Consider the following 21,042-nt stretch of genomic DNA (forward strand, 5'->3'; position numbering starts at 1 on the left):
GCCTCAGAGAATCGGCGAAATGAGCCGGGCGATCCGCATGCCGACCTGTTGCAGGTGGTGGATCTCCCGGCTTTCGTCTTTGGCGATCTCGTTGGCCTGGGCGAAGTCATCGTTGAGCATCTGCTCCACGCGGGTGGCGAATTCGCTGTCCACGGTCAGCAGCATCACTTCGAAATTGAGGCGGAAGGAGCGGTTGTCCAGGTTGGCGCTGCCGATGGCGCTGATTTCGCTGTCGATCAGCACCACCTTCTGGTGCAGGAACCCGGGCTTGTAGCGGAACACCCGCACCCCGGCGCGCACGGCTTCGAACGCATAGAGGCTGGAGGCGGCGTAGACGATGCGGTGGTCGGGGCGCGACGGCAGCAGCAGCCGCACATCGACGCCGCGCAGCACCGCCAGGCGCAATGCCGCGAACACCGCTTCGTCCGGAATGAAATAGGGGCTGGTGATCCACACCCGTTCGGTGGCGGCGTGGATCGCTTCGACGAAGAACAGCGAGCAGGTCTCGTAGGGGTCGGCCGGGCCGCTGGCGAGCAATTGGCAGAGCACGCCGTCCTCCGGATAGGCCTCCGGCAGGATCATCGGCGGCAGGGCGCGCGCGGCCCAGAACCAGTCCTCGGCGAACGATTCCTGCATGCAGGCCACCACCGGGCCGCGCACTTGAATGTGGGTATCGCGCCACGGTGCCAGCGGCGGTTTCTCGCCCATGTACTCGTCACCGACGTTGTGGCCGCCGACGAAACCGGTCATGCCGTCCACCACGACGATCTTGCGGTGGTTGCGAAAATTCACCTGAAAGCGGTTGAGCCAGCCGCTGCGGGTGGCGAACGCCCGCACCTCGACGCCGCCGTCGCGCAGGGCCTGCACGTAGCTGTGGGGCAGGGCATGGCTGCCGATGCGGTCGTAGAGCAGATGCACCGCCACGCCTTCGGCGGCCTTCTTCAGCAAAAGGTCGCGCAGGCGCTGGCCGAGCTGATCGTCGTGGATGATGAAGAACTGGATCAGCACCGCCTCCCTGGCCTGGCCGATGGCGTTGAACAAGGCCTTGAACGTGGCCGGGCCGTTCACCAGCAGTTGCACGTCGTTGTTGGCCAGGCACGGCATCCGTCCCAGCCGGGGCATCGCGCGCAACGAGGCGTAGGCATTCGAGGCGCGGGCGGTCAGGGCCTCTTCCACCCACGGTCGCCAGTTGAGTTCGGAGATCGCCTGACGCATCTGTTCGTTGGCCTGGCGTCGCGCCTTGATGTAGCCGTCGAAGGTGCTGCGGCCGAAGACCAGGTACGGGATGAGCGTCAGGTAGGGAATGAAGATCAGCGACAGCGCCCAGGCGATCGAGCCTTGCGCTGTGCGCACGGTCAGCACCGCGTGAAGGGCGGCGATCGAGCCCAGGGTGTGGATCAGGGCGATCAGGTAACCGAAGAGGTGCGGTCCGAAGTAATCCATGGGGCAGCCGTGCTCCTGAAGTTTCAATGCCTAACAGACCATGTTCCGTTGCGGTTGTCGCCATTTAATTGGAGCATGAACCGAAGCGACCGGCCGACGTCTAACGGCCACTACTGATCAGGAGTCTCGCAATGAACGTTCGTCTGCTGGGTTTGGCGCTGGGCCTGGGTTTGGCTTTGCCGGTGGTTGCTCAAGCGCAAATGCTGCAGCCGGGTTTGTGGGAAATGACGTCGAGCAACGTCAAGGTCGATGACCAGGCCATGGACGTGCAATCGATCCTCGGCCAGATTCAAGGGCAAATCACGCCGCAGCAACGGGCGGCGCTGGAGAAGCAAGGCATCAACATCGGCGGCAAGGGCATCCGCGCCTGCCTGACGCCGCAGCAAGTGGCGACCAACGACATTCCCCTGGCGGATCCGCAGTCGGGGTGCAAGCAGCAGATCACCGAGCGCAACGGCAACCAGTGGAAATTCCGCTTCAGTTGCCCGCGGGCCCAAGGCACCGGCGTGGCGACGTTCCTCAGCGACCGGGAGTTCACCACGGTCGCCAACGGCACCTTCAATGCCATCGGCATCAACCAGAAGGGCAGCCTGGAAACCCGCGCGGTGTGGTTGGGGCAGGACTGCGGCACCGTCAAGCCAAGAGCCTGAAAGGCTTCGCGGGCAAGCCGTGAAGGCTTGCCCGCGAACGCGTCACCGATTCAACGCATGAACCTCAGGGGCAACCCCCGACACCCTTCGTTCACCCGCTGGCCATCCCAGGCGATCTGTCCCGACACGACGGTCAGGCTCACCCGATGCCTGAACCGCCGTTCGGCGAACGGCGTCCACCCGCATTGCGACAGCACCGGTTGGCGTGACACGGCGACCCCTTGCGGCTCCGGTCGTATCAGCACCAGATCCGCCCAATATCCCTCACGCAAATAACCCCGGTCCGGGATAGCGAACAGATCCGCCACCCGGTGGCTGGTCTTCGCCACCAGGGTGGTGATCGGCAACACGCCGTCGGCCACCAGCTCCAGCAGCGCCGGCAAGGCGTGCTGCACCAGCGGCAAGCCCGCCGGCGCCTGGTCGTACGGTCGCTGCTTTTCGGCCCACGTGTGCGGCGCATGATCGCTGCCGATCACATCCAGGCGGTTGCTCAGCAAGGCCTGGCGCAAGGCGTCGCGGTCGGTGCGGGATTTGATCGCCGGGTTGCATTTGATCCGGTTGCCCAGCGTCGGGTAGTCGCGGTCGTCGAACAGCAAATGGTGCAGACAGACTTCGGCGGTGATGCGTTTTTGGGTCAGCGGTTTGTCTTCGAACAGTTCCAGCTCGCGGGCGGTGGTGAGGTGCAGGACGTGCAGGCGGGTGCCGTGGCGTCTGGCCAAGTCCACGGCGAGCGAAGAGGAGCGGTAGCAGGTCTCGGCATCACGGATCAGCGCATGGGCGTCGGGCGGCAGGTGCTCGCCGTAGCGCTCGCGCAGCCTGGCGGCATTGGCCTCGATGCTGGGCGTGTGTTCGCAGTGGGCCAGCAAGATCGTCGGCACCTCGGCGAACAGCCGTTCCAGGATCCGTGGATCGTCCACCAGCAGGTTGCCGGTGGAGGCGCCCATGAACACTTTCACCCCGGCCACTTCGCACGGGTTGAGCGCGGCCACCGTGTCGAGGTTGTCCTGGCTGACGCCGAAGTGAAAGCCGTAGTTGGCCACGGAACCGATGGCGGCCCGGCGCTTCTTGTCGGCCAGCGCGTCGAGGGTGAGGGTGGCCGGGGAGGTGTTGGGCATGTCCATGAAACTGGTGATGCCCCCGGCGACGGCCGCGCGGGATTCAGAGTGAATGCTGCCCTTGGCCGGCGAGCCCGGTTCGCGGAAATGCACCTGGTCGTCGATCATGCCCGGCAGCAGCCACTGGCCGGCGGCGTCGATTTCCTGCGCTGCGTTCTCGCCGAAGATGCTTGAGGCGATTTTGACGATGCGGCCATGGCTGACCAGCACGTCCGCTTCGAATTCCCGTCCTTCGTTCACCAGCCGAACATGGCGGATCAGCAGGTTGCCCATGGCTCAGAACTCGTTCTGCAGGGCTTTGTAGCCGCGCACCAGATCGACGTTGGTGCGCGCCACGTCCTCGGAAAACTCCGAAGCGCTGACGCTCACCGGCGGGAACTGCGAAAGGTCGGTGCCCGGGCCGATGCGGGTGGTGGAGGGGACATAGAACGCATCCGGCAGGTCGCGTCCGTCCACCACCGAGTTGTGCCGCACCACGCAACCGTTGCCGACGGCGCAGTTGAACAGCACGCTGTTGAAACCGATGAACACCCGATCGCCGACCTTGCACGGGCCATGCAAGATTGAACGGTGGGCAATGGAACTGTACTCGCCGATGGTCACCGCCGCGCCGGACTTGGAGTGGATCACCACGCCGTCCTGAATGTTCGAGTTGGCGCCGATGGTGATCGGCTCCATGGCGCCGGAGGCGTCCACTTCGTCGGCGCGGATCACCGCGTAGGGGCCGACGAACACGTTTTCGCCGATGACCACTTTGCCGCAGATGATCGCGGTTTTGTCGACGTAGGCGGATTCGGCAATCAGCGGCAGGTCGCCGGAAGGGTTCTTGCGGATCATGGTTGGCCCAGGGCTTGGTAGAGGGTGTTGAGGTTGTGTTCGAACAGGCCGGCGAACGTGCTGGCCGGTCCGGTGGCGGCGAGGGCGTCGGAGTACAGGGTGCCGCCGATGCGGGCGCCGGTCTCTTCGGCGATCTGCTTGAGCAGGCGTGCGTCTTTGATGTTTTCCATGAACACCGCTTTGACCTTCGCCTGGCGGATCTGGGTGATCAATGCAGCGACTTCGGCGGCGGACGGCTCACGCTCGGTGGACAGTCCTTGCGGCGCCATGAAGTCGATGCCGTAGGCCTGGCCCAGGTAGCCGAAGGCGTCGTGGCTGGTGACGATCTTGCGGTTGCCCGGCGGCAGCGAGCCGAGCTTGGCGCGGGCGTCGGCCAGCAGGGCGTGGATCTGTTTCAGGTAGGCCTGGCCGTTGCGCTCGTAGTCGGATTTATTGGCCGGGTCGGCGGCGCTCAGCGCTTTGGTGATGTTGGCGATGTACAGCTCGATGTTCGCCAGGTTGTGCCAGGCGTGCGGGTCGGGGACGGTTTCGCCGTCCTCGTCAAGCGAGCGCGGAATCACGCCGCGGCTGGCGGTGACCACCGTCGCGGTGGTGGCGGTGCTGCTCACCAGGCGATCCAGCCAGGGTTCGAACCCCAGGCCGTTCTTCACGATCAGCCGGGCCTTGAGCAGGGCCTTGGCGTCGTCCGGCGTGGGCTCGTAGGTATGGGCATCGGCATCCGGCCCGACCATGTCGGTGATCTGCACATGCTCGCCGCCGACCTGGTGCATCAGGTCGGCGAGAATGCTGAAGCTGGTGACCACCGGCATCTTTTCCGCCGCCGACAACGACATCGACAGCGTCAGGCTGAACAGCAGTAATAGAACGCGCATCGGAAAACACCTCATGGTGATGTGAGCAAAGACGGGCGGCGCAACAGACCGTGGATCGGTCCGAACACCACGGACAGCAGGTAGCCGACGCCCGCGATCAGGACGATGGCGGGGCCGCTGGGCAGCGAGCAGTGGAACGACAACAGCAAACCGAACCAGACCGACAGGCAGCCGATCAGCGCCGCGATGGCGATCAGAACCGGCAGGCGCCGGCTCCAAAAGCGCGCAGCGGCGGCGGGCAGCATCATCAGCCCGACCACCATGAGCGCGCCGATGGCCTGAAAGCCGATCACTAGGTTCAGCACTACCAGGGTCAGAAACACACCATGGGCGATCGGGCCGAGCCGGCTGACGGTCTGCAGGAACAGCGGGTCGAGGGTGTCGAGCATCAGAGGCCGATAGATCAGCGCCATGGCAACCAGGCTCAGGGCGGATACCCCCAGCATGCCGTTGAGCGTCGGCCCGTCCACCGCGAGTGCCGAACCGAACAGCAGGTGCAGCAAATCCAGACGCTTGCCGGCGATGCCCAGAATCAGCACGCCGGCCGCCAGCGACATGGGATAGATCGCCGCGAGGCTGGCGTCTTCGCGAAGGCCGGTGCGGCGGGTGATCCAGGCAGCGAGCCCGGCCATGCCTAAACCTGCGCCGAGTCCGCCGACGGTGAGGGCGGGCAGACTCAGCCCGGCGAACCAGAAGCCGAGCGCCGCGCCGGGGAGAATGCCGTGGGCGACGGCGTCGCCGATCAGGCTCATGCGGCGCAGGATCAGGAACACGCCCAAGGGGGCTGTGCTGCAGGCCAGCAGCAGCCCGCCGATCAGGGCCCGGCGCATGAACATGAATTCGTGGAACGGTTGCCAGAGGTGGACGAAGGTGTGCATCAGGCCACCTGCGGTGGGAGTGTCTGCTCGATCAGTTCGGCGGTGCTGCCGTATACGCAGCCGGTGTGCCTGATCAGCAGGGTATGGGGGATGTGTTGACGGACGGCGGCGAGGTCGTGGCAAACCACCACGAGGGTTCGCCCTTGCGCGTGCCAGGCATGCAGGTGCTGCCACAGCAGGGCCTGCCCCTGTTCATCGAGTGCGGCATGCGGCTCGTCGAGCAACAGCAAAGGCGTATCGGCAAGGCTCAGGCGGGCGAGCAGGGCGCGTTGCAGCTCGCCGCCGGAGAGGGCCATCAGCGGGCGCTGTTCCAGGCCGCTCAGTTGCCAGTCCTCCAGTGCGCTCGCGAGGCGCCGCTTTCGCAAGGGTGAAGACAACCGGCGTCCCCAGAAACCCGCCGCCACCAGTTCCCGCAGGGTAATGGGGAACTGGCGGTCGAAGTGCTGTTGCTGGGGCAAGAAGGACAGCCCGCCTTGCCGTGGAACACCCAAGTCGACTCTGCCCGATAACGGCTTCTGCAGTTTCGCGATGACCTTGAGCAGGCTGCTCTTGCCGCTGCCGTTCACGCCGACCACGGCGGTCAGGCTGCCGGTCTCCAGTGAAAGAGAGAGAGCGGGGGTCAACGGTTGGCCGAGCGCTCCCCACGTCAGGGACTGGCAACGGATCATTGAGCCTCCCGCCGCCAGCGGCTTTCGGCGACGGCGTCATGTGCGTGGAGGCTTTCGGCGTGGATCACTCTCAGGTGGAACTCACGGATTCCGGGCGAGCTGCGCAGGGCCAGATTCAAGCGACGGGCAGCGTCCTCACAGAACATCAGGTTTTGCCCGTTGGCGAGGGCGAAGGCTTGTTCGTCGGCGCGTTTCACGGCCGTCTGGACGGCAGTGCCGAGGGCGGCTTCGGCCTGGTTGATGAAGTCGGTCAGCGAGAGGTGTTCTGTCGCAGCATCGAGGTGCAGGTGCAATTGCGCGGTGCTGCGCTGGCTGTGGGGCGTGGCGACAATGCCTCGGGTCGAGCCCAGCCAGGCCAACACATCGGCGTGTTGAAGAGGCTTATTGGCAAAGTCGTCAACGAACTGTTGCTGGATCAACTGCCGCGCGAGCGCCGCCGAGCACGGACAGGTCGACGAATACGGCACCTCGATTTTGAGTTCCACGTGGAACATTCCGTTTTTCAGGTGCGCGGCGAGGGTGACGGGATAGGCCTTCCAGCCGGCCAACGGACTGACCAATGCCGGTCGCTTGAGCATCAGATCGGTATGGATGTTCAGGTAAGCGCTGCTCGACAGTCCTGTGTGGCTGTCGAGAAAAGTTTGCAGAACCTCGCGCATGAGGCTGGCACTCAGGTTCTGTGCTTCAAGGCTTTCGAGCGCCAAGTAAAGCCGGGACATGTGAATCCCCCGGGCCTCGCCATCGTCCAGACTGACGCCAGCATCCGCTTTGGCGCACAGGCGTTGTCCCTCGATCAAAACGGGCAGTGCGATGCCGCGCATGCCCACCCATTCGAGCGCAAGGGGCTGGCGAGCGGCTTGCGCTGCGATATCCGGAAGCGTCAACGCATTCATGAGCGGGTCCATCGTGTGATTTGAATTAATGTTATATTATAACAATTACAATCGCGATGCCTTTTTCATGAGCGGGCTTTCCTATGCACAGACGTCACTTGCTTCACCTGATGCTGGCCAGCGTCGCCTTGGCCTTTCCCTTTGGTGCGAAAGCCGCGCAGATCCGTCAGGCGCGGCTGTGGCGATCCGACGACAAGCTGCGGTTGGTGTTCGATCTCAGCGGCCCGGTGAGCTACAAGACGTTCTCCTTGGGCTCGCCGGATCGTCTGATCATCGATGTGGCAGGAGCGGAGGCGAGCGGTGATTTCAGTCAACTGCCGTTGAAGGACACGGTCATCCGCTCCATCCGTTCCGGACGTTATGGGCGCGGTGATACACGGATCGTGCTGGATCTGAAGAACCCAACGCAGTTGAACAGCTTCTTGCTGGCACCCCAGGACAGCCAAGGTCATCGCTTGGTGCTGGATCTGGTAAGCAGCGCAGCGCCAGCACCGATGGTTCCACGTGAAACACTCGCGCAGACCTCCAGGGCGCACGCCAAACGCGACATCATTGTCGTGGTGGATCCGGGGCACGGCGGCAAGGATCCGGGGGCCGTGGGCGCCAAAGGTGCGCGGGAAAAGGACGTCGTGCTGTCCATTTCGCAGTTGCTCGCGCGGCGCTTGAAACGGGAGAAAGGGTTTGATGTGAAGCTCGTGCGCAACGACGACTTCTTTGTTCCACTGCGCAAGCGTGTGGACATCGCCCGTCAGCACAAGGCCGATATGTTCATCTCCGTGCACGCCGATGCGGCCCCTCGTCTGACGGCAGCCGGGGCGTCGGTGTACTGCTTGTCTGAAGGGGGTGCGACGTCGGCCACCGCACGCTTCATGGCCCAGCGTGAAAACGGTGCGGATCTGCTTGGCGCCACCAGTCTGCTCAACCTCAAAGACAAGGATCCAATGCTCGCTGGCGTGATCCTCGATATGTCGATGAATGCCACCATCGCCGCCAGCCTGCAGTTGGGCAGTACGGTGCTCGGCAGTCTCGCCGGCATCACCACGCTGCATCAGAAACGTGTGGAACAGGCCGGATTTGCCGTGCTGAAGTCACCCGATGTGCCGTCGATCCTGGTGGAGACCGGTTTCATCTCCAATGCCCGCGACAGCCAACGACTGGTGAACCCCCGCCACCAACAGGCAATTGCCGATGGTTTGTTCGAGGGATTGCAGCGCTACTTTCAGAAGAATCCGCCGCTCGACAGCTACCTCGCCTGGCAGCAGGCGCAGAAAAGTCCCGTGGTCTAGCAGCCCGTAAGGCGGTTGCAGGTGAATTTGGCGCTGCCGCCGCCGGAGCTGGAATAGCGGTTGATCGTGGTCCAGCCCACGCGGCGGTTATAGCCGACCCAGGCTTCGCCGTCGGTGGCGATGCCTGTGAAGAAGGTCAGTTGTCCGTAGCGGCTGTTGGTCTGCGCCCAATAGCGTTGGCCGGCCTTGTCGAAGCCGCGCAGGTAGATCGTGCTGCCCGCGGTGTTGACGCTGTAGGCGTTGCCCTCGGCATCGACGCAGGCCAGCAGATTGGCGCTGCGTGTGCACGTGGCCAGGCCGGGGAGTTGTCCCCAGGCGGTTGAGGCCAGCAGCAATCCAAGGCCCAGCAGCGTGCGTTTCAGCGCCTGTTTCATGGCAATTTCCGACGGGTTAGACGGTGTACAGCTTCCTGCGCGACGGCGCTTGGGGCAAGAGAAGAGTGGTCAACTTATATTGTTATACTATAACATTAATTTGAATCGCCTTTACCCCCCTGATTTTCAAGCGCCTGCTTCTGTGGTGGCCTCCTGGAGGCTTCAAGAGCGCCAGATCGCAAAAACCGACCGTTTGATGAGGATTACCCCATGTCATACATGTTGCCAGTGACCGTTTTGTCAGGCTTTCTCGGCGCCGGAAAAAGTACGCTTCTGAATTACGTACTACGTAATCGGGGCGGCCTGCGTGTGGCCGTCATCGTCAACGATATGAGCGAAATCAACATCGATGGCAGCGAAGTCCAACGTGATGTCAGCCTGAATCGCTCCGAAGAGAAACTCGTGGAGATGAGCAACGGCTGCATCTGCTGTACGTTGCGCGAAGACCTGCTCGAAGAAGTCGGCCAGTTGGCCCGTGAAGGCCGTTTCGATTACCTGCTGATCGAGTCCACCGGTATCTCCGAACCGTTGCCGGTCGCCGAAACCTTCACCTTCCGCGACGAGCAGGGCCAAAGCCTGGCTGACATCGCTCGCCTCGACACCATGGTCACTGTAGTCGACGGCCTGAATTTCCTGCCCGACTACCAAGCCGCCGAAAGCCTCGCCGCACGGGGTGAAGTCCTCGGGGAGGAGGACGAGCGCTCCATCACCGACCTGCTGATCGAACAGATCGAGTTCGCCGACGTGCTGCTGATCAGCAAAATCGACCTGATCGGCAGCCGTGAACGGGAAGAGCTGATGGCCATCCTCAGGCGCCTGAACGCTCAGGCCGAGATCATCCCGATGGTGATGGGTGAAGTGCCGCTGGCGAAGATCCTCAACACCGGCCGTTTCGACTTCGAGAAGGCCGCCCAGGCCCCGGGCTGGCTGCAGGAGCTGCGCGGCGAGCATGTTCCCGAAACCCAAGAGTACGGCATCGCCTCCACAGCCTATCGGGCCCGGCGGCCGTTCCACCCCCAGCGTTTTTTCGACTTCCTCAACCGGCCCTGGCTGAACGGAAAACTGCTGCGCTCCAAGGGATTCTTCTGGCTGGCCAGCAAACCCGCCGACGCCGGCAGTTGGTCGCAGGCCGGCGGCCTGATGCGCCATGGGTTCGCCGGGCGCTGGTGGCGGTTCGTACCGAAGGAGCAATGGCCGCAGGATCGGGAAAGCACTGCCGCGATCATGGAAAACTGGACGGCCAGTGTGGGGGATTGCCGACAGGAGCTGGTGTTCATCGGTCAGGACATCGATTTCGCGCAGCTCACGGCGGACCTCGATGACTGCCTGCTGAGCGACGCGGAAATGGCCGTCGGCGCGCAGGGCTGGCGGCAGTGGCCGGATCCGTTCGGCCCTTGGCACGAAGAGGCTGCCTGATGCTCGCCTTGAACCCGTCGTATCGCGCCACCCGTGTGCAGCATCAGGGGCCCACGCCGCAGGATCTGGCGCGGATCCTTGAGGACGACATCAACCTCGCGGTCTGGCAACGGCAACTGCCGCTGCACATCGCGGATTTTGCGGATCTGCTCCTGTCGCTGGAGGTGCCGTACGCCGAAGCGCTGTGCCTGGAGCTGCCTGACGAAGAGGCGGAGCCGGACCTGGACGGCCTCGCTGGCGAGTTCCGCGACCTGGCCGGTCACGAAGCGTTTGTCGCCGACCTGAAATGGCTGACCGGCGCCTTCGCCTGCCTGCTCGGCGCCACGCGCATCGGCCTGCGCCTGCGGGTGCTGGACAAGGCCATGTGCCCGCGGTTTCACGTCGATCATGTGCCGGTGCGCCTGATCACCACCTATGCGGGCATCGGCAGCGAATGGCTCAGCGAAGGATCGATGGATCGCCGTCTGCTGGGCAACCCCGACGCCGAGCCCGCAGAGCCGTCGAGCATCCAGCGGCTGAAGGCTGGTGAAGTGGCCTTGCTCAAGGGCGAGAAATGGCATGGAAACGAAGGGTTCGGCCTGATCCACCGTTCGCCGCAACCGGCGCCGGGCCAGCGCCGGCTGATGCTCACCCTCGACTGGCTCGGCTAGCGCCTCAAGGCTTGAGCCAGCGGCCGTGGCTCTGGTTCTCGCAGTACGGTTGCAGGTACGCCGCGTCGGAGGCCACGCCGTAATAGTGGATATCCTGGCGATAGGGCATATTGGCGACTTGCGCGTCGCTGCAGACGCCGAAGGCGCCGGCGGGGCATTGGTCGACGTACCGGACCTCGACGGTCTGCCCGGCCAGGGTGGGTCGGCAGAAGCCGTCGCTGAACAGTTTCTGCGGGATGTTGCGGTTCTGCTGGCAGACCTTCACGTCCAGCCGTTCCGCCTGGCTGTGCACCACGCAGGCCTGGGCCAGCGCCTCGCTCGACACCAGCGCCAGCAGCAACGACCATCCCATCCACCGCATCTTCGACCTCCAGAATACTTCAGCCATGTTGCAGAACATTCCCACCCACGTCATCGCCGGGCCGCTGGGTGCAGGCAAGACCAGCCTGATCCGCCAGCTCATGGCCCAGCGCCCGGCGCACGAGCGCTGGGCGGTGCTGATCAACGAATTCGGCCAGATCGGCCTCGACGCCGCGCTGCTGACCCGCGACGCCGATGGTATCGCACTGGGCGAAGTGGCCGGCGGCTGTTTGTGCTGCGTCAACGGCGCGCCGTTCCAGGTCGGGCTCGGTCGGCTGCTGCGCAAGGCCAGGCCGGATCGCCTGTTCATCGAACCGTCAGGGCTTGGGCATCCGGCGCAGTTGCTCAAGCAGTTGGGTGAGGCGCCCTGGCTGGGTGTCCTGGCTGTGCAGCCTTGCGTGCTGGTGCTGGATGCCCAGGCGCTGGCGGACGGCAAGCCGCTGCCGGACACGCAAAGGCAGGCCTTGGCCGGCGCCGGCCTGCTGTTGCTGAACAAATCGGAAAACCTCGCAGAGCCAGCGCGGCAAGCGATCGCCGCGCAATTGCCGGCGGTCAGGTTTATCTGGACGGAGCAAGCCCGGATGCCGCTGAGCGAGCTGCCGGGCCTGACGGCGCAGGCGGTGGCGGGGGCGGAGCCGTTGAATGTGCCGAAGGGGTTGGCGCAGATCCCGGCGGTCTGGAGCGATCCGGCGCTGCCGATTTGCCTGCACCAGGCCCAGGACGATGGCTGGAGCATCGGCTGGCGCTGGCACCCGGGGCAGGTTTTCGACAGCGCGCGTGTCCGGCAGTGGCTGGAAAGCCTGGCCTGGCGTCGGGCGAAACTGGTGATCCACAGCGCGGACGGCTGGCGATCGATGAATGCCCTGGATAACGCGCCGGCGCCATGGCAGCCCAGCGAATGGCGCAAGGACTCGCGGATCGAGCTGATCTTCGCCGAGCGGCAGGATGCCGCGACATTGCAGGCAGGGCTGGCGGGTTGCCGGATCGGGGTCGCCTAGCTCAGGGCTTCCACTTGGTGTGTTCCTGCCGCCACTGGCTCAGCTCGATCACTTCGGCCCGGGGCTTGGCGACGTCCGCCACCGGCGGCGCCTCGTCGAACGGCGCCGGGTAGGGTGCCAGTTCGATCTGTGCGCTGTGCGCGCCGAACTGAGTGATGGTGCCGTTGTGGCGGGTCTCGCCCGTCACAGTGAATTCGAAGCCGTAGACCCGGGCCAGCCGCAGGCGGCCGCTGGCGTCCTTGATGAAGCCGATCCGCTTCAGCGCGACATTGCCGTCGAGCAGCTCGACGCCGACGTTCACGCAATGCTGCTTGACCCGTTCCAGCGCGCGCTCCCGCAAGCCGTGGTTGTGCCAGAGCCATGCGCCGGCGGCGGCGAACAGCATCAGCACGAATATGTTTTCCAGGGTCAGCATCAACGGGGAACTCCAAAAGAGGGCATCAGCTTAACTGCGTCGCCGGTCTGTCGTACAGGCTGCGTTTCGTCGCATACTGCGCGGCTTGAATTTCAATCGTTTTACGGAAAATCCCGAATGAAACGTACGCCTCATCTGCTCGCCATCCAGTCCCATGTGGTGTTCGGCCACGCCGGCAACAGCGCTGCGGTTTTTCCGATGCAGCGGGTCGGGGTGAATGTCTGGCCGCTCAACACCGTGCAGTTTTCCAACCACACCCAGTATGGCCAGTGGGCCGGCGAAGTGCTGCAGCCGCAGCGGATTCCGGAGCTGGTCGAAGGCATCGCCGCCATCGGCGAGCTGGGCAACTGCGATGCGGTGCTGTCGGGCTACCTGGGCAGCGCCGCCCAGGGCCGGGCGATTCTCGAAGGGGTGGCGCGGATCAAGTCGGTCAATCCCAAGGCCCTTTACCTGTGTGATCCGGTGATGGGGCATCCGGAGAAGGGCTGCAGCGTGCCGGCGGAGGTCAGCGACTTTCTGCTGGAAGAGGCGGCGGCGGTGGCCGACATCATGTGCCCGAACCAGCTGGAGCTGGACAGCTTCGCCGGACGCAAGCCGCAGTCGTTGTTCGACTGCCTGGCGATGGCCCGCGCGTTGCTCGCCCGCGGTCCCAAGGCTGTGCTGGTCAAGCACCTGGACTATCCGGGCAAGCCGGCCGAAGGGTTCGAGATGTTGCTGGTGACGGCCGAGGGCAGCTGGCATCTGCGCCGTCCTCTGCTGGCGTTCCCGCGGCAGCCGGTGGGCGTGGGCGACCTGACGTCCGGGCTGTTCCTGGCACGGGTGCTGCTGGGCGACAGCCTGCTGGCGGCGTTCGAGTTCACGGCGGCGGCGGTGCATGAGGTGCTGCTGGAGACCCAGGCCTGCGCCAGCTACGAATTGCAGCTGGTGCGGGCCCAGGACCGGATCGCCCATCCGCGGGTGAAATTCGAGGCGACCCCGATCAGCCTGTGACCCACGCAAACTGTGGGAGCCAGCCTGCTGGCGATGGCGTCAGCAGGGACACCGCCTGACAGCGGCGGTGCGACGTGCCCGCGAAGGCTGTCGATGAAGCGGCTCCAGGCCGAAGGGCTCACGCGTCGCCCTTGATCTCCTGATAGCGCTTCTCCAGCTCCTGACGAATCTGCCGGCGCTGCTGGGCCTGCATGAAACGGCGCTTCTCCTCGCTGTTCTGCGGCTGCAGCGGCGGCACCGGCGCAGGCTTGCGCTGGTCATCCACCGCGACCATGGTGAAGAAGCAACTGTTGGTGTGGCGCACCGAGCGCTCGCGGATGTTCTCGGTCACGACTTTGATGCCGACTTCCATCGAGGTGTTGCCGGTGTAGTTGACCGACGCCAGGAAGGTCACCAGTTCGCCGACGTGGATCGGCTCGCGGAAAATCACCTGGTCCACCGACAAGGTCACCACGTACCGGCCGGCGTAACGGCTGGCGCAGGCGTAGGCCACTTCGTCGAGGTATTTGAGCAGGGTGCCGCCATGGACATTGCCAGAGAAGTTGGCCATGTCGGGTGTCATCAGTACCGTCATCGACAGCTGGGCGTTTCCGGGTTCCATAACGTTCTCACGGGTCAAGGCAGGATTGCTGGAAGAAGCGCCTCTGCGGGCGCCTGGTCGTTTTTCAAACCACCGTTATCGGGACGCCGGGCAACTGGCCGCCGTCACGCCCGATCGATCTGTTTCCATATATTGCACCGCCTTCCGGCCGGAAGTCGCGGTGTTACCCTGCCAAAGCCACTTCCCAAGGGCGATTCCCACACCAAAAGCGGATTTTCATTCAGCTTGCCCAGCCTGTTTCCCAGGCCAGCGGCGAGCCTTGCCATTCAAGGAGCCCACGCCATGCATGCCATCAGTTTCATTCAGGACCTGGCAGTGATCATGTTGGTCGCGGGCGTGGTGACCGTGCTGTTCCACCGCTTCAAGCAGCCGGTGGTGCTCGGCTACATCGTCGCCGGGTTCATCATCGGCCCGCACACGCCGCCGTTCGGCCTGATCCACGACGAAGACACCATCAAGACCCTCGCCGAACTGGGGGTGATCTTCCTGATGTTCTGCCTGGGCCTGGAGTTCAGCCTGCGCAAGCTGTTCAAGGTCGGCGCCACGGCGTTCATCGCGGCCTTCCTCGAAATCGTGCTGATGATCTGGATCGGCTACGAAATCGGCCGCTGGTTCGACTGGAACACCATGGATTCGCTGTTCCTCGGCGCGATCCTGGCCATTTCCTCGACCACCATCATCGTCAAGGCACTCAATGACCTGAAGATGAAGAACGAGCGTTTCGCCCAACTGATCTTCGGTGTGCTGATCGTGGAGGACATCCTGGGCATCGGCATCATCGCCTTGCTGTCGAGCATCGCCGTCAGCGGCACGGTGAGTTCCGGCGAAGTGTTCTCCACGGTCGGCAAGCTGTCGCTGTTCATGATCGTCGCCTTGGTCATCGGCATCCTGCTGGTGCCGCGCCTCCTGGCCTACGTGGCGAAATTCGAAAGCAACGAGATGCTGCTGATCACCGTGCTGGGCCTGTGCTTCGGCTTCTGCCTGCTGGTGGTCAAGCTGGAATACAGCATGGTGCTGGGGGCCTTCCTGATCGGCGCGATCATGGCCGAGTCGCGGCAGCTGCTGAAGATCGAGCGTCTGATCGAGCCGGTCCGCGACCTGTTCAGCGCCATTTTCTTTGTCGCCATCGGCCTGATGCTCGACCCGATGATCCTGCTGCAGTACGCCTGGCCGATCGCGGTCATCACCGTGGCGGTGGTGTTGGGCAAGATGCTGTCCTGCGGCCTCGGTGCCTTTATCGCCGGCAACGACGGACGCACCTCGCTGCGGGTCGGGATGGGGCTTTCGCAGATCGGCGAGTTTTCCTTCATCATCGCGGCGCTGGGCATGACGCTGCAGGTCACCAGCCATTTCCTCTATCCGGTGGCCGTGGCGGTCTCGGTCATCACCACGTTGCTGACGCCGTACCTGATCCGCGCCGCCGATCCGCTGTCGATCAAGCTGTCCGCCGCCATGCCGCAGCGCCTGGGGCGGGTGTTCGGCCTCTACGGCGAATGGCTGCGCAGCATCCAGCCCCGTGGCGAAGGGGCTTTGCTGGCGTCGATGATCCGGCGGATCCTGCTGCAGGTCGGGGTGAATCTGGCGCTGGTGATCGCGATTTTCCTGGCCGGCGCCTTTTTCGCCGGGCGCATTTCGGTCTGGCTGCAGGACTGGATCGCCGATCCGGGCTGGCAGAAGGCATTGATCTGGGGGGCGGCGCTGCTGCTGTCGTTGCCGTTCCTGATCGCGGCTTACCGCAAGCTCAAGGCGCTGTCGATGCTGTTGGCGGAGATGGGCGTCAAGCCGGAAATGGCCGGACGCCATACGCAGCGGGTGCGGCGGGTGATCGCCGAAGTGATTCCGCTTCTTTCGCTGCTGGTGATTTTCCTGCTGTTGGCAGCCTTGTCGGCCAGTATCTTGCCGACCAACAAGTTGCTGGTGCTGGTCGCCGTGGTGGCGGCCGCCGTGGCGGCGCTGCTGTGGCGCTGGTTCATCCGGGTGCACACGCGGATGCAGGTGGCCTTGCTGGAGACCCTCGACAACCACAAGGAGCCGTCGGGGCACTGAAGGCCGCCCTGGGCGACGGGGCGGATCAGCTTTCCAGCCAGACGTCCCGTGCCCAGTGCCAGACCGACTCCCAGGACTCTTCGGTGACCAGTTCCTCTTCGCCCGACCACAGCACCACGGTGCCGTCCTCTTCGACGCAGTAGTAATCATCGCCGTCCTGACAGATCGGGATCAGGTCGCGCGGCACGCCGGTGTCCCAGGCGTTTGCGGCCACTTCCGGCAGGTAGGTGTGGGACTGCGGGTCGGTGACGGTCACCGGCTCCAGGCTGCCGTACACCACGTCGCTGACGGTCAGCAGGAACTCCTTGAAGACGAACGGGATGTTGATGAAGAGCTGTTCTTCGATCTCAACCAGTTGGTCTTCGTCAGGCAGTTCCAGGGGAACCGGCACGGGCTCGTTGGCTTCGCGCAGTTGTTCGATGATTTCTTCCACGTCCGGGATCCTCTTGCTTGTATGGCGCGGTTTGCATGGGGCGGTTTATACAGTAGCTCGCTATGGATGCAACCGCGAAATAGAAAACCCCGGCCATGGCCGGGGTTTTCGGTACTGCAGGCCTGACGCGCCTGGGATCAGCCGTTCTGGCGGATGCCGGCCACCAGCCATGGCTGGTTTTCGCCCTGCGGACGTTCCATGTTCCAGCTTTCGCTGAACACTTCGCCCTGGTCGAAACGCGAGGTCTTCGACACGCCGCTGAAGGTCAGGGTGGCGATGGTCTTGTCTGCACGGTCATCCACGCCGTCCAGTTGCACCTGGAGGTTGTCGATGTAGGTGGACTGGAAGCCGTCGCCCAGGTCCGCGCGCTCGCGCTTGAGGAACTCGAGCATCTGCGGGGTCACGAACTCGGCGATCTTGTCCATTTCGTTGGCGTCCCAATGCTGCTGCAGGGCCTGGAAGTGGCTGCGGGCGGCTTCGAGGAAACGCTGTTCGTTGAACCAGGCCGGTGCGTTGATCACCGGACGGGCGGCAGGGGCTGCCGACCCGCCGAAGATCGAGCCCATGGCGGCCGGCTTCTGCTCGAACGCTTCACGCTGCATCGGCGCATGGCCGGCCGGCGCGAACTGGTCCTGCTGCTTGCGGCGACGGGCGGCGATGAAGCGGAAGATCACGAACGCGATGAGGGCCATGATCAGGATGTCGAAGAACTGCATGCCCTGGAAGCCGTCGCCCATGAACATGGAGGCGAGCAGGCCGCCGGCGGCGATGCCGGCCAGCGGGCCGAGCCAGCGCGAGGCACCGCCGGCCTTGGCGGCCGCGCCTGCGGCACCGGCAGCACCGGCGGTCGCCGCAGCGCCGCCCATGCCCGGGGAAGAAGGAGCCATCTGGCTGGTCTGGTGCGTCGGCGCGGCGCCGGAGCTTTTGCCACCACCGAAGCGCTTGGCTGCGTTGACATCGAGGCTCATCGTCAGGCCGATGCACAACGCCATGGCGATGCTGAGGAAACGTTTCATAAAGGGTATTCCCGTTTGTGGAGAGCACGCGCGCCATGTTGCACAGCTGAAGTGTCACTGGCTAGCGGCAGAGTGTTTCGGGCTTTTGCCTGACAGGCTAGGTTCAGCTCGGTCGAGGCAATAGGCCCATGTACATTTGTCTGTAGGAAAAATAGGAAGGTTCAGCGGGTTTCTATTCAGCGGCGCAAGGCCAACAAGACGACGCCCGCGGTGATCAGGCCGATCCCGCCCCATTGGCGCAGGTCGAGCTTCTCGCCGAGCAGGAGCGCGCCGAGCACCGCCACCAGCACCACGCTGAGCTTGTCCACCGGGGCGACCAGCGAGGCCGGGCCGACCTTCAGGGCGCGGAAGTAGCACAGCCACGACGCGCCGGTGCCCAACCCGGACAGCAGCAGGAACAGGTAGCTCTTGGCGGAGATCGATCCCAACGACTGATATTGGCCCGTCGCGTACAAAATCAAGGCCAGGCTGACCAGCACCACGAAGGTGCGCAGCAGGGTGGCGAAGTCGGAATTGACGTTCTCGATGCCGACCTTGGCGAAAATCGCGGTCAGCGCGGCGAACAAGGCCGAGAGCAGGGCCCAGAAGGTCCACGAGGAGAAGAAGCCTGAGCCCATGAATCGCTCCCTGTCGGATCAAGGTTCACACACGCCGGTGCGGGAGCGAGCCGGCTCGCGATTGAAACGCCGCGGTTCGACTGACGAACCGCATTGAAGCCATCGCGAGCAGGCTCGCTCCCACACAAAGGCGGATTCAGTTTCAGATCGCTTCCAGCTTCGCGTAGCCCAGCATCAGCCACTTGCTGCCTTCGCTGAAGTTGACCTGCACCCGCGCCTGGGCGCCGGCGCCTTCGAAGTTGAGGATCACGCCGTCGCCGAAGATCGAATGGCGCACGGCCTGGCCGAGGCTCAGGCCGGTCTCCGGGATCGCGCTGCCGCTGAACAGATTGCTGCCGCTCATCGACTGGTTGCCGCCGAACGGACGGCTGACGCTGTTCGACAGGCGCACTTCCTGGATCAGGCCCTTGGGCACTTCCCGCACGAAACGCGACACCTTGTTGTAGGTCTCGCTGCCGTACAGGCGTCGGGTCTCGGCATAGGTCATCACCAGGTTCTGCATGGCGCGGGTGATGCCGACATAGGCCAGACGCCGTTCCTCTTCGAGACGTCCCGGTTCCTCCAGGCTCATTTTGTGCGGGAACAGGCCTTCTTCCATGCCCACCAGGAACACGTAAGGGAATTCCAGGCCCTTGGCGCTGTGCAGGGTCATCAGCTGAATGCTGTCTTCGTGCTCGTCGGCCTGGGTGTCGCCGGCCTCCAGCGACGCGTGGCCGAGGAACGCCGCCAGCGGCGTCAGGTCCTCGTCCTCGTCGGTGTTCTCGAAGTTGCGCGCGGCGCTGACCAGTTCCTCAAGGTTTTCCACCCGGGCCTGGCCTTTCTCGCCTTTTTCCGCCTCGTGGTAGGCGATCAGGCCGGACTGCTCGATGACGGTCTGGGTCATCAGGTGTAGCGGCATGTCGATGCACTTGGCGGCGAGGTTCTCGATCAGTTCGATGAACGCGCCCAGGGCGCTTGCCGCGCGGCCGGTCAGGCCTTTGTTGGCGACCAGCTGGCGCATCGCTTCCCACATCGACACATCGCTGTGGCGCGCGTGCTCGCGGATCGCCTCGACGGTCTTCTCGCCGATGCCCCGGGCCGGAACGTTGATCACCCGTTCCAGCGCCGCGTCGTTGCCGCGGCCTTCCAGCAGGCGCAGGTAGGCCATGGCGTTCTTGATTTCGGCCCGTTCGAAGAAGCGCTGGCCGCCATAGATGCGGTACGGGATGCGTTCGCGCAGCAGGGCCTCTTCCAGCACGCGGGATTGGGCGTTGGAGCGGTAGAGAATCGCGATGTCGCTGCGGGACAGGCCGGTCTTCAGGGCGCTTTCGATGGTTTCGACCACGTAGCGCGCTTCGTCGTGTTCGTTGAACGCGGCGTACAGGCTGATCGCTTCGCCATCGCCGCCGTCGGTCCACAGCTCTTTGCCCAGACGCCCGGTGTTGTTGGCGATCAGGGCGTTGGCAGCCTTGAGGATGCCGGCGGTGGAGCGGTAGTTCTGCTCCAGGCGGATGGTTTCGGCGTCCGGGAAGTCGGCGGAATACTGATGGATGTTCTCGATCTTCGCCCCGCGCCAGCCGTAGATCGACTGGTCGTCGTCGCCCACCACCATCAGGCTGTCGCCGCCCTTGGCCAACAGGCGCAACCAGGCGTACTGCACGGCGTTGGTGTCCTGGAACTCGTCCACCAGGATGTGCCGGAAACGTTTCTGGTAATGGGCCAGCAGGCCCGGATGGTCGCGCCACAGATCCAGGGCGCGCAGCAGCAGTTCCGAGAAGTCGATGACCCCGGCGCGCAGGCACGCGGCCTCGTAGGCTTCATAGATGCCGCGCATGGTGGCCAGGAACAGGTCGCCGCCGGCCTGGATGTGCTGCGGGCGCAGGCCTTCGTCTTTCTGCCCGTTGATGAACCATTGGGCCTGGCGGGCCGGCCAGCGTTGCTCGTCCAGCCCCAGCTCGCGGATCACCCGCTTGACCAGCCGCTGCTGGTCGTCGCTGTCGAGGATCTGGAAGGTCTGGCTCAGCCCGGCCTCCTGCCAGTGCGCCCGCAGCAGGCGGTGCGCCAGGCCGTGGAAGGTGCCGACCCACATGCCGGCCGGGTTGATGCCCAGCAGCTGTTCGATGCGGTGGCGCATCTCGGCGGCGGCCTTGTTGGTGAAGGTCACCGACAGGATGGAGTGGGGCGAGGCGTTTTCGACCTGGATCAACCAGGCGATACGGTGCACCAGCACTCGGGTTTTGCCGGAGCCGGCACCGGCCAGGACCAATTGACGGCCAACGGGGGCCGCTACGGCCTGGCGTTGGGCATCGTTGAGGGAGTTCAGCAGAAGGGAGAGATCATCGCGCATCGGGGCATTCTAGGGTGCGCCGCAGGCCCGGGCAAACCAAGCGTTGCATGAACCGATGAAAGCGCTGCCGATGACGACCGGCCAGTCACCGGCCGCATGCGTTGGCCCGCTTGGTTCCGGGGCTTTCGCGGGGCAGCCGGCGGGGCGAAGTTTCGGCG

22 protein-coding genes are annotated in these 21,042 nt (G+C 64.3%); 7 read left to right on the forward strand and 15 right to left on the reverse strand.

Going from position 1 to position 21,042, the window contains the following annotated elements; genetic code table 11:
* Nucleotides 1–3: 3 nt before the first annotated feature.
* On the reverse strand, nucleotides 4–1,443 hold the full coding sequence (cls, locus tag CAG29_RS00780) for a cardiolipin synthase (RefSeq protein WP_085630316.1): 1,440 nt from the start codon (nucleotides 1,441–1,443) through the stop codon (nucleotides 4–6).
* Nucleotides 1,444–1,574: 131 nt separating this feature from the next.
* Between cls and CAG29_RS00785 the strand changes: the two genes are divergently transcribed.
* Nucleotides 1,575–2,093 carry a DUF3617 domain-containing protein gene (locus CAG29_RS00785; RefSeq protein ID WP_085579193.1) on the forward strand — a complete coding sequence of 173 codons (519 nt, stop codon included), beginning with the start codon at nucleotides 1,575–1,577 and terminating at the stop codon, nucleotides 2,091–2,093.
* Between the two features lie 50 nt (nucleotides 2,094–2,143).
* Here CAG29_RS00785 and CAG29_RS00790 read toward each other — a convergent pair whose 3' ends face one another.
* Genes CAG29_RS00790 through folE2 form a run of 6 tightly spaced genes read right to left on the reverse strand, consistent with a single transcriptional unit; the run spans nucleotide 2,144 to nucleotide 7,356 of the window.
* Entirely contained in the window at nucleotides 2,144–3,481 is a 1,338-nt protein-coding gene (locus CAG29_RS00790; protein WP_085693756.1) for a dihydroorotase, read from the reverse strand.
* A gap of 3 nt (nucleotides 3,482–3,484) precedes the next feature.
* On the reverse strand, nucleotides 3,485–4,045 hold the full coding sequence (locus tag CAG29_RS00795; RefSeq protein ID WP_085693757.1) for a DapH/DapD/GlmU-related protein: 561 nt from the start codon (nucleotides 4,043–4,045) through the stop codon (nucleotides 3,485–3,487).
* Complete coding sequence (locus CAG29_RS00800; RefSeq protein WP_085693758.1) at nucleotides 4,042–4,917, reverse strand: metal ABC transporter substrate-binding protein; 876 nt, start codon at nucleotides 4,915–4,917, stop codon at nucleotides 4,042–4,044. Before CAG29_RS00800 ends, CAG29_RS00795 begins: the two co-directional genes overlap by 4 nt.
* Nucleotides 4,918–4,928: 11 nt before the next feature.
* Nucleotides 4,929–5,795, reverse strand: coding sequence for a metal ABC transporter permease (locus CAG29_RS00805; protein WP_085693759.1), 867 nt, complete (start codon nucleotides 5,793–5,795; stop codon nucleotides 4,929–4,931).
* Nucleotides 5,795–6,463 (reverse strand): metal ABC transporter ATP-binding protein, encoded by a 669-nt coding sequence (locus tag CAG29_RS00810; protein ID WP_085655926.1) that lies wholly within the window; start codon nucleotides 6,461–6,463, stop codon nucleotides 5,795–5,797. Before CAG29_RS00810 ends, CAG29_RS00805 begins: the two co-directional genes overlap by 1 nt.
* Nucleotides 6,460–7,356, reverse strand: coding sequence for a GTP cyclohydrolase FolE2 (folE2, locus tag CAG29_RS00815; protein WP_085693760.1), 897 nt, complete (start codon nucleotides 7,354–7,356; stop codon nucleotides 6,460–6,462). The genes CAG29_RS00810 and folE2 overlap by 4 nt, the downstream gene beginning before the upstream one ends.
* An 83-nt stretch (nucleotides 7,357–7,439) precedes the next feature.
* Between folE2 and CAG29_RS00820 the strand changes: the two genes are divergently transcribed.
* Nucleotides 7,440–8,642, forward strand: a complete 1,203-nt coding sequence (locus CAG29_RS00820) for an N-acetylmuramoyl-L-alanine amidase (protein ID WP_085693761.1) — start codon at nucleotides 7,440–7,442, stop codon at nucleotides 8,640–8,642.
* Here CAG29_RS00820 and CAG29_RS00825 read toward each other — a convergent pair.
* Nucleotides 8,639–9,016 (reverse strand): glutamine synthetase, encoded by a 378-nt coding sequence (locus CAG29_RS00825; protein WP_085579177.1) that lies wholly within the window; start codon nucleotides 9,014–9,016, stop codon nucleotides 8,639–8,641. The genes CAG29_RS00820 and CAG29_RS00825 overlap by 4 nt on opposite strands.
* Nucleotides 9,017–9,226: 210 nt before the next feature.
* Between CAG29_RS00825 and zigA the strand changes: the two genes are divergently transcribed.
* Together zigA and CAG29_RS00835 are read left to right on the forward strand one after the other, a co-directional pair.
* Nucleotides 9,227–10,432, forward strand: a complete 1,206-nt coding sequence (gene zigA / locus CAG29_RS00830) for a zinc metallochaperone GTPase ZigA (RefSeq protein ID WP_085630302.1) — start codon at nucleotides 9,227–9,229, stop codon at nucleotides 10,430–10,432.
* Nucleotides 10,432–11,082 carry a DUF1826 domain-containing protein gene (locus CAG29_RS00835; protein WP_085579172.1) on the forward strand — a complete coding sequence of 217 codons (651 nt, stop codon included), beginning with the start codon at nucleotides 10,432–10,434 and terminating at the stop codon, nucleotides 11,080–11,082. Before zigA ends, CAG29_RS00835 begins: the two co-directional genes overlap by 1 nt.
* 4 nt (nucleotides 11,083–11,086) lie before the next feature.
* Here the strand turns inward: CAG29_RS00835 and CAG29_RS00840 are convergent, their stop codons facing one another.
* Nucleotides 11,087–11,443, reverse strand: a complete 357-nt coding sequence (locus tag CAG29_RS00840; RefSeq protein ID WP_085579170.1) for an NADH:ubiquinone oxidoreductase — start codon at nucleotides 11,441–11,443, stop codon at nucleotides 11,087–11,089.
* Nucleotides 11,444–11,468: 25 nt separating this feature from the next.
* Between CAG29_RS00840 and CAG29_RS00845 the strand changes: the two genes are divergently transcribed.
* Nucleotides 11,469–12,440: a GTP-binding protein gene (locus CAG29_RS00845; protein WP_085693762.1), complete on the forward strand. Its 972-nt coding sequence runs from the start codon at nucleotides 11,469–11,471 to the stop codon at nucleotides 12,438–12,440.
* A 1-nt stretch (nucleotide 12,441) separates the two neighbouring features.
* Here the strand turns inward: CAG29_RS00845 and CAG29_RS00850 are convergent, their stop codons facing one another.
* Nucleotides 12,442–12,855, reverse strand: a complete 414-nt coding sequence (locus CAG29_RS00850) for a DUF3301 domain-containing protein (RefSeq protein WP_085579517.1) — start codon at nucleotides 12,853–12,855, stop codon at nucleotides 12,442–12,444.
* A gap of 117 nt (nucleotides 12,856–12,972) precedes the next feature.
* Here CAG29_RS00850 and pdxY point away from each other — a divergent pair, with 117 nt between their 5' ends.
* Entirely contained in the window at nucleotides 12,973–13,845 is an 873-nt protein-coding gene (gene pdxY, locus CAG29_RS00855; protein WP_085579166.1) for a pyridoxal kinase PdxY, read from the forward strand.
* 118 nt (nucleotides 13,846–13,963) lie between these two features.
* Here the strand turns inward: pdxY and CAG29_RS00860 are convergent, their stop codons facing one another.
* Entirely contained in the window at nucleotides 13,964–14,446 is a 483-nt protein-coding gene (locus CAG29_RS00860; RefSeq protein ID WP_085579164.1) for an acyl-CoA thioesterase, read from the reverse strand.
* A gap of 282 nt (nucleotides 14,447–14,728) precedes the next feature.
* Between CAG29_RS00860 and CAG29_RS00865 the strand changes: the two genes are divergently transcribed.
* Complete coding sequence (locus CAG29_RS00865) at nucleotides 14,729–16,492, forward strand: cation:proton antiporter (protein ID WP_085579162.1); 1,764 nt, start codon at nucleotides 14,729–14,731, stop codon at nucleotides 16,490–16,492.
* A gap of 25 nt (nucleotides 16,493–16,517) precedes the next feature.
* Here CAG29_RS00865 and CAG29_RS00870 read toward each other — a convergent pair whose 3' ends face one another.
* The 4 genes from CAG29_RS00870 to uvrD form a co-directional block, all read right to left on the reverse strand.
* On the reverse strand, nucleotides 16,518–16,925 hold the full coding sequence (locus CAG29_RS00870; RefSeq protein WP_085630293.1) for an SMI1/KNR4 family protein: 408 nt from the start codon (nucleotides 16,923–16,925) through the stop codon (nucleotides 16,518–16,520).
* A gap of 137 nt (nucleotides 16,926–17,062) precedes the next feature.
* On the reverse strand, nucleotides 17,063–17,941 hold the full coding sequence (locus CAG29_RS00875) for a Tim44 domain-containing protein (RefSeq protein WP_085579158.1): 879 nt from the start codon (nucleotides 17,939–17,941) through the stop codon (nucleotides 17,063–17,065).
* A 176-nt stretch (nucleotides 17,942–18,117) separates the two neighbouring features.
* Complete coding sequence (locus tag CAG29_RS00880) at nucleotides 18,118–18,558, reverse strand: EamA family transporter (protein ID WP_085579156.1); 441 nt, start codon at nucleotides 18,556–18,558, stop codon at nucleotides 18,118–18,120.
* A gap of 142 nt (nucleotides 18,559–18,700) precedes the next feature.
* Nucleotides 18,701–20,884, reverse strand: coding sequence for a DNA helicase II (gene uvrD / locus CAG29_RS00885; protein WP_085630291.1), 2,184 nt, complete (start codon nucleotides 20,882–20,884; stop codon nucleotides 18,701–18,703).
* Nucleotides 20,885–21,042: the final 158 nt, after the last annotated feature.

This window comes from Pseudomonas sp. B7(2017) (genome assembly GCF_002112745.1).
GTDB classification, from domain to species: domain Bacteria; phylum Pseudomonadota; class Gammaproteobacteria; order Pseudomonadales; family Pseudomonadaceae; genus Aquipseudomonas; species Aquipseudomonas ekonensis.

Bases quoted from the DNA above. Each gene is read 5' to 3' on its own strand.
- CAG29_RS00795 (WP_085693757.1), bottom strand. From the start codon at position 4,045: ATGATCCGCAAGAACCCTTCCGGCGACCTGCCGCTGATTGCCGAATCC.
- CAG29_RS00835 (WP_085579172.1), top strand. From the start codon at position 10,432: ATGCTCGCCTTGAACCCGTCGTATCGCGCCACCCGTGTGCAGCATCAG.
- CAG29_RS00845 (WP_085693762.1), top strand. From the start codon at position 11,469: ATGTTGCAGAACATTCCCACCCACGTCATCGCCGGGCCGCTGGGTGCA.
- CAG29_RS00790 (WP_085693756.1), bottom strand. From the start codon at position 3,481: ATGGGCAACCTGCTGATCCGCCATGTTCGGCTGGTGAACGAAGGACGG.
- CAG29_RS00875 (WP_085579158.1), bottom strand. From the start codon at position 17,941: ATGAAACGTTTCCTCAGCATCGCCATGGCGTTGTGCATCGGCCTGACG.
- CAG29_RS00820 (WP_085693761.1), top strand. From the start codon at position 7,440: ATGCACAGACGTCACTTGCTTCACCTGATGCTGGCCAGCGTCGCCTTG.
- CAG29_RS00860 (WP_085579164.1), bottom strand. From the start codon at position 14,446: ATGGAACCCGGAAACGCCCAGCTGTCGATGACGGTACTGATGACACCC.
- CAG29_RS00810 (WP_085655926.1), bottom strand. From the start codon at position 6,463: ATGATCCGTTGCCAGTCCCTGACGTGGGGAGCGCTCGGCCAACCGTTG.
- CAG29_RS00825 (WP_085579177.1), bottom strand. From the start codon at position 9,016: ATGAAACAGGCGCTGAAACGCACGCTGCTGGGCCTTGGATTGCTGCTG.
- CAG29_RS00785 (WP_085579193.1), top strand. From the start codon at position 1,575: ATGAACGTTCGTCTGCTGGGTTTGGCGCTGGGCCTGGGTTTGGCTTTG.
- cls (WP_085630316.1), bottom strand. From the start codon at position 1,443: ATGGATTACTTCGGACCGCACCTCTTCGGTTACCTGATCGCCCTGATC.
- pdxY (WP_085579166.1), top strand. From the start codon at position 12,973: ATGAAACGTACGCCTCATCTGCTCGCCATCCAGTCCCATGTGGTGTTC.
- CAG29_RS00805 (WP_085693759.1), bottom strand. From the start codon at position 5,795: ATGCACACCTTCGTCCACCTCTGGCAACCGTTCCACGAATTCATGTTC.
- CAG29_RS00850 (WP_085579517.1), bottom strand. From the start codon at position 12,855: ATGCTGACCCTGGAAAACATATTCGTGCTGATGCTGTTCGCCGCCGCC.
- CAG29_RS00800 (WP_085693758.1), bottom strand. From the start codon at position 4,917: ATGCGCGTTCTATTACTGCTGTTCAGCCTGACGCTGTCGATGTCGTTG.
- folE2 (WP_085693760.1), bottom strand. From the start codon at position 7,356: ATGAATGCGTTGACGCTTCCGGATATCGCAGCGCAAGCCGCTCGCCAG.
- CAG29_RS00880 (WP_085579156.1), bottom strand. From the start codon at position 18,558: ATGGGCTCAGGCTTCTTCTCCTCGTGGACCTTCTGGGCCCTGCTCTCG.
- zigA (WP_085630302.1), top strand. From the start codon at position 9,227: ATGTCATACATGTTGCCAGTGACCGTTTTGTCAGGCTTTCTCGGCGCC.
- uvrD (WP_085630291.1), bottom strand. From the start codon at position 20,884: ATGCGCGATGATCTCTCCCTTCTGCTGAACTCCCTCAACGATGCCCAA.
- CAG29_RS00865 (WP_085579162.1), top strand. From the start codon at position 14,729: ATGCATGCCATCAGTTTCATTCAGGACCTGGCAGTGATCATGTTGGTC.
- CAG29_RS00840 (WP_085579170.1), bottom strand. From the start codon at position 11,443: ATGCGGTGGATGGGATGGTCGTTGCTGCTGGCGCTGGTGTCGAGCGAG.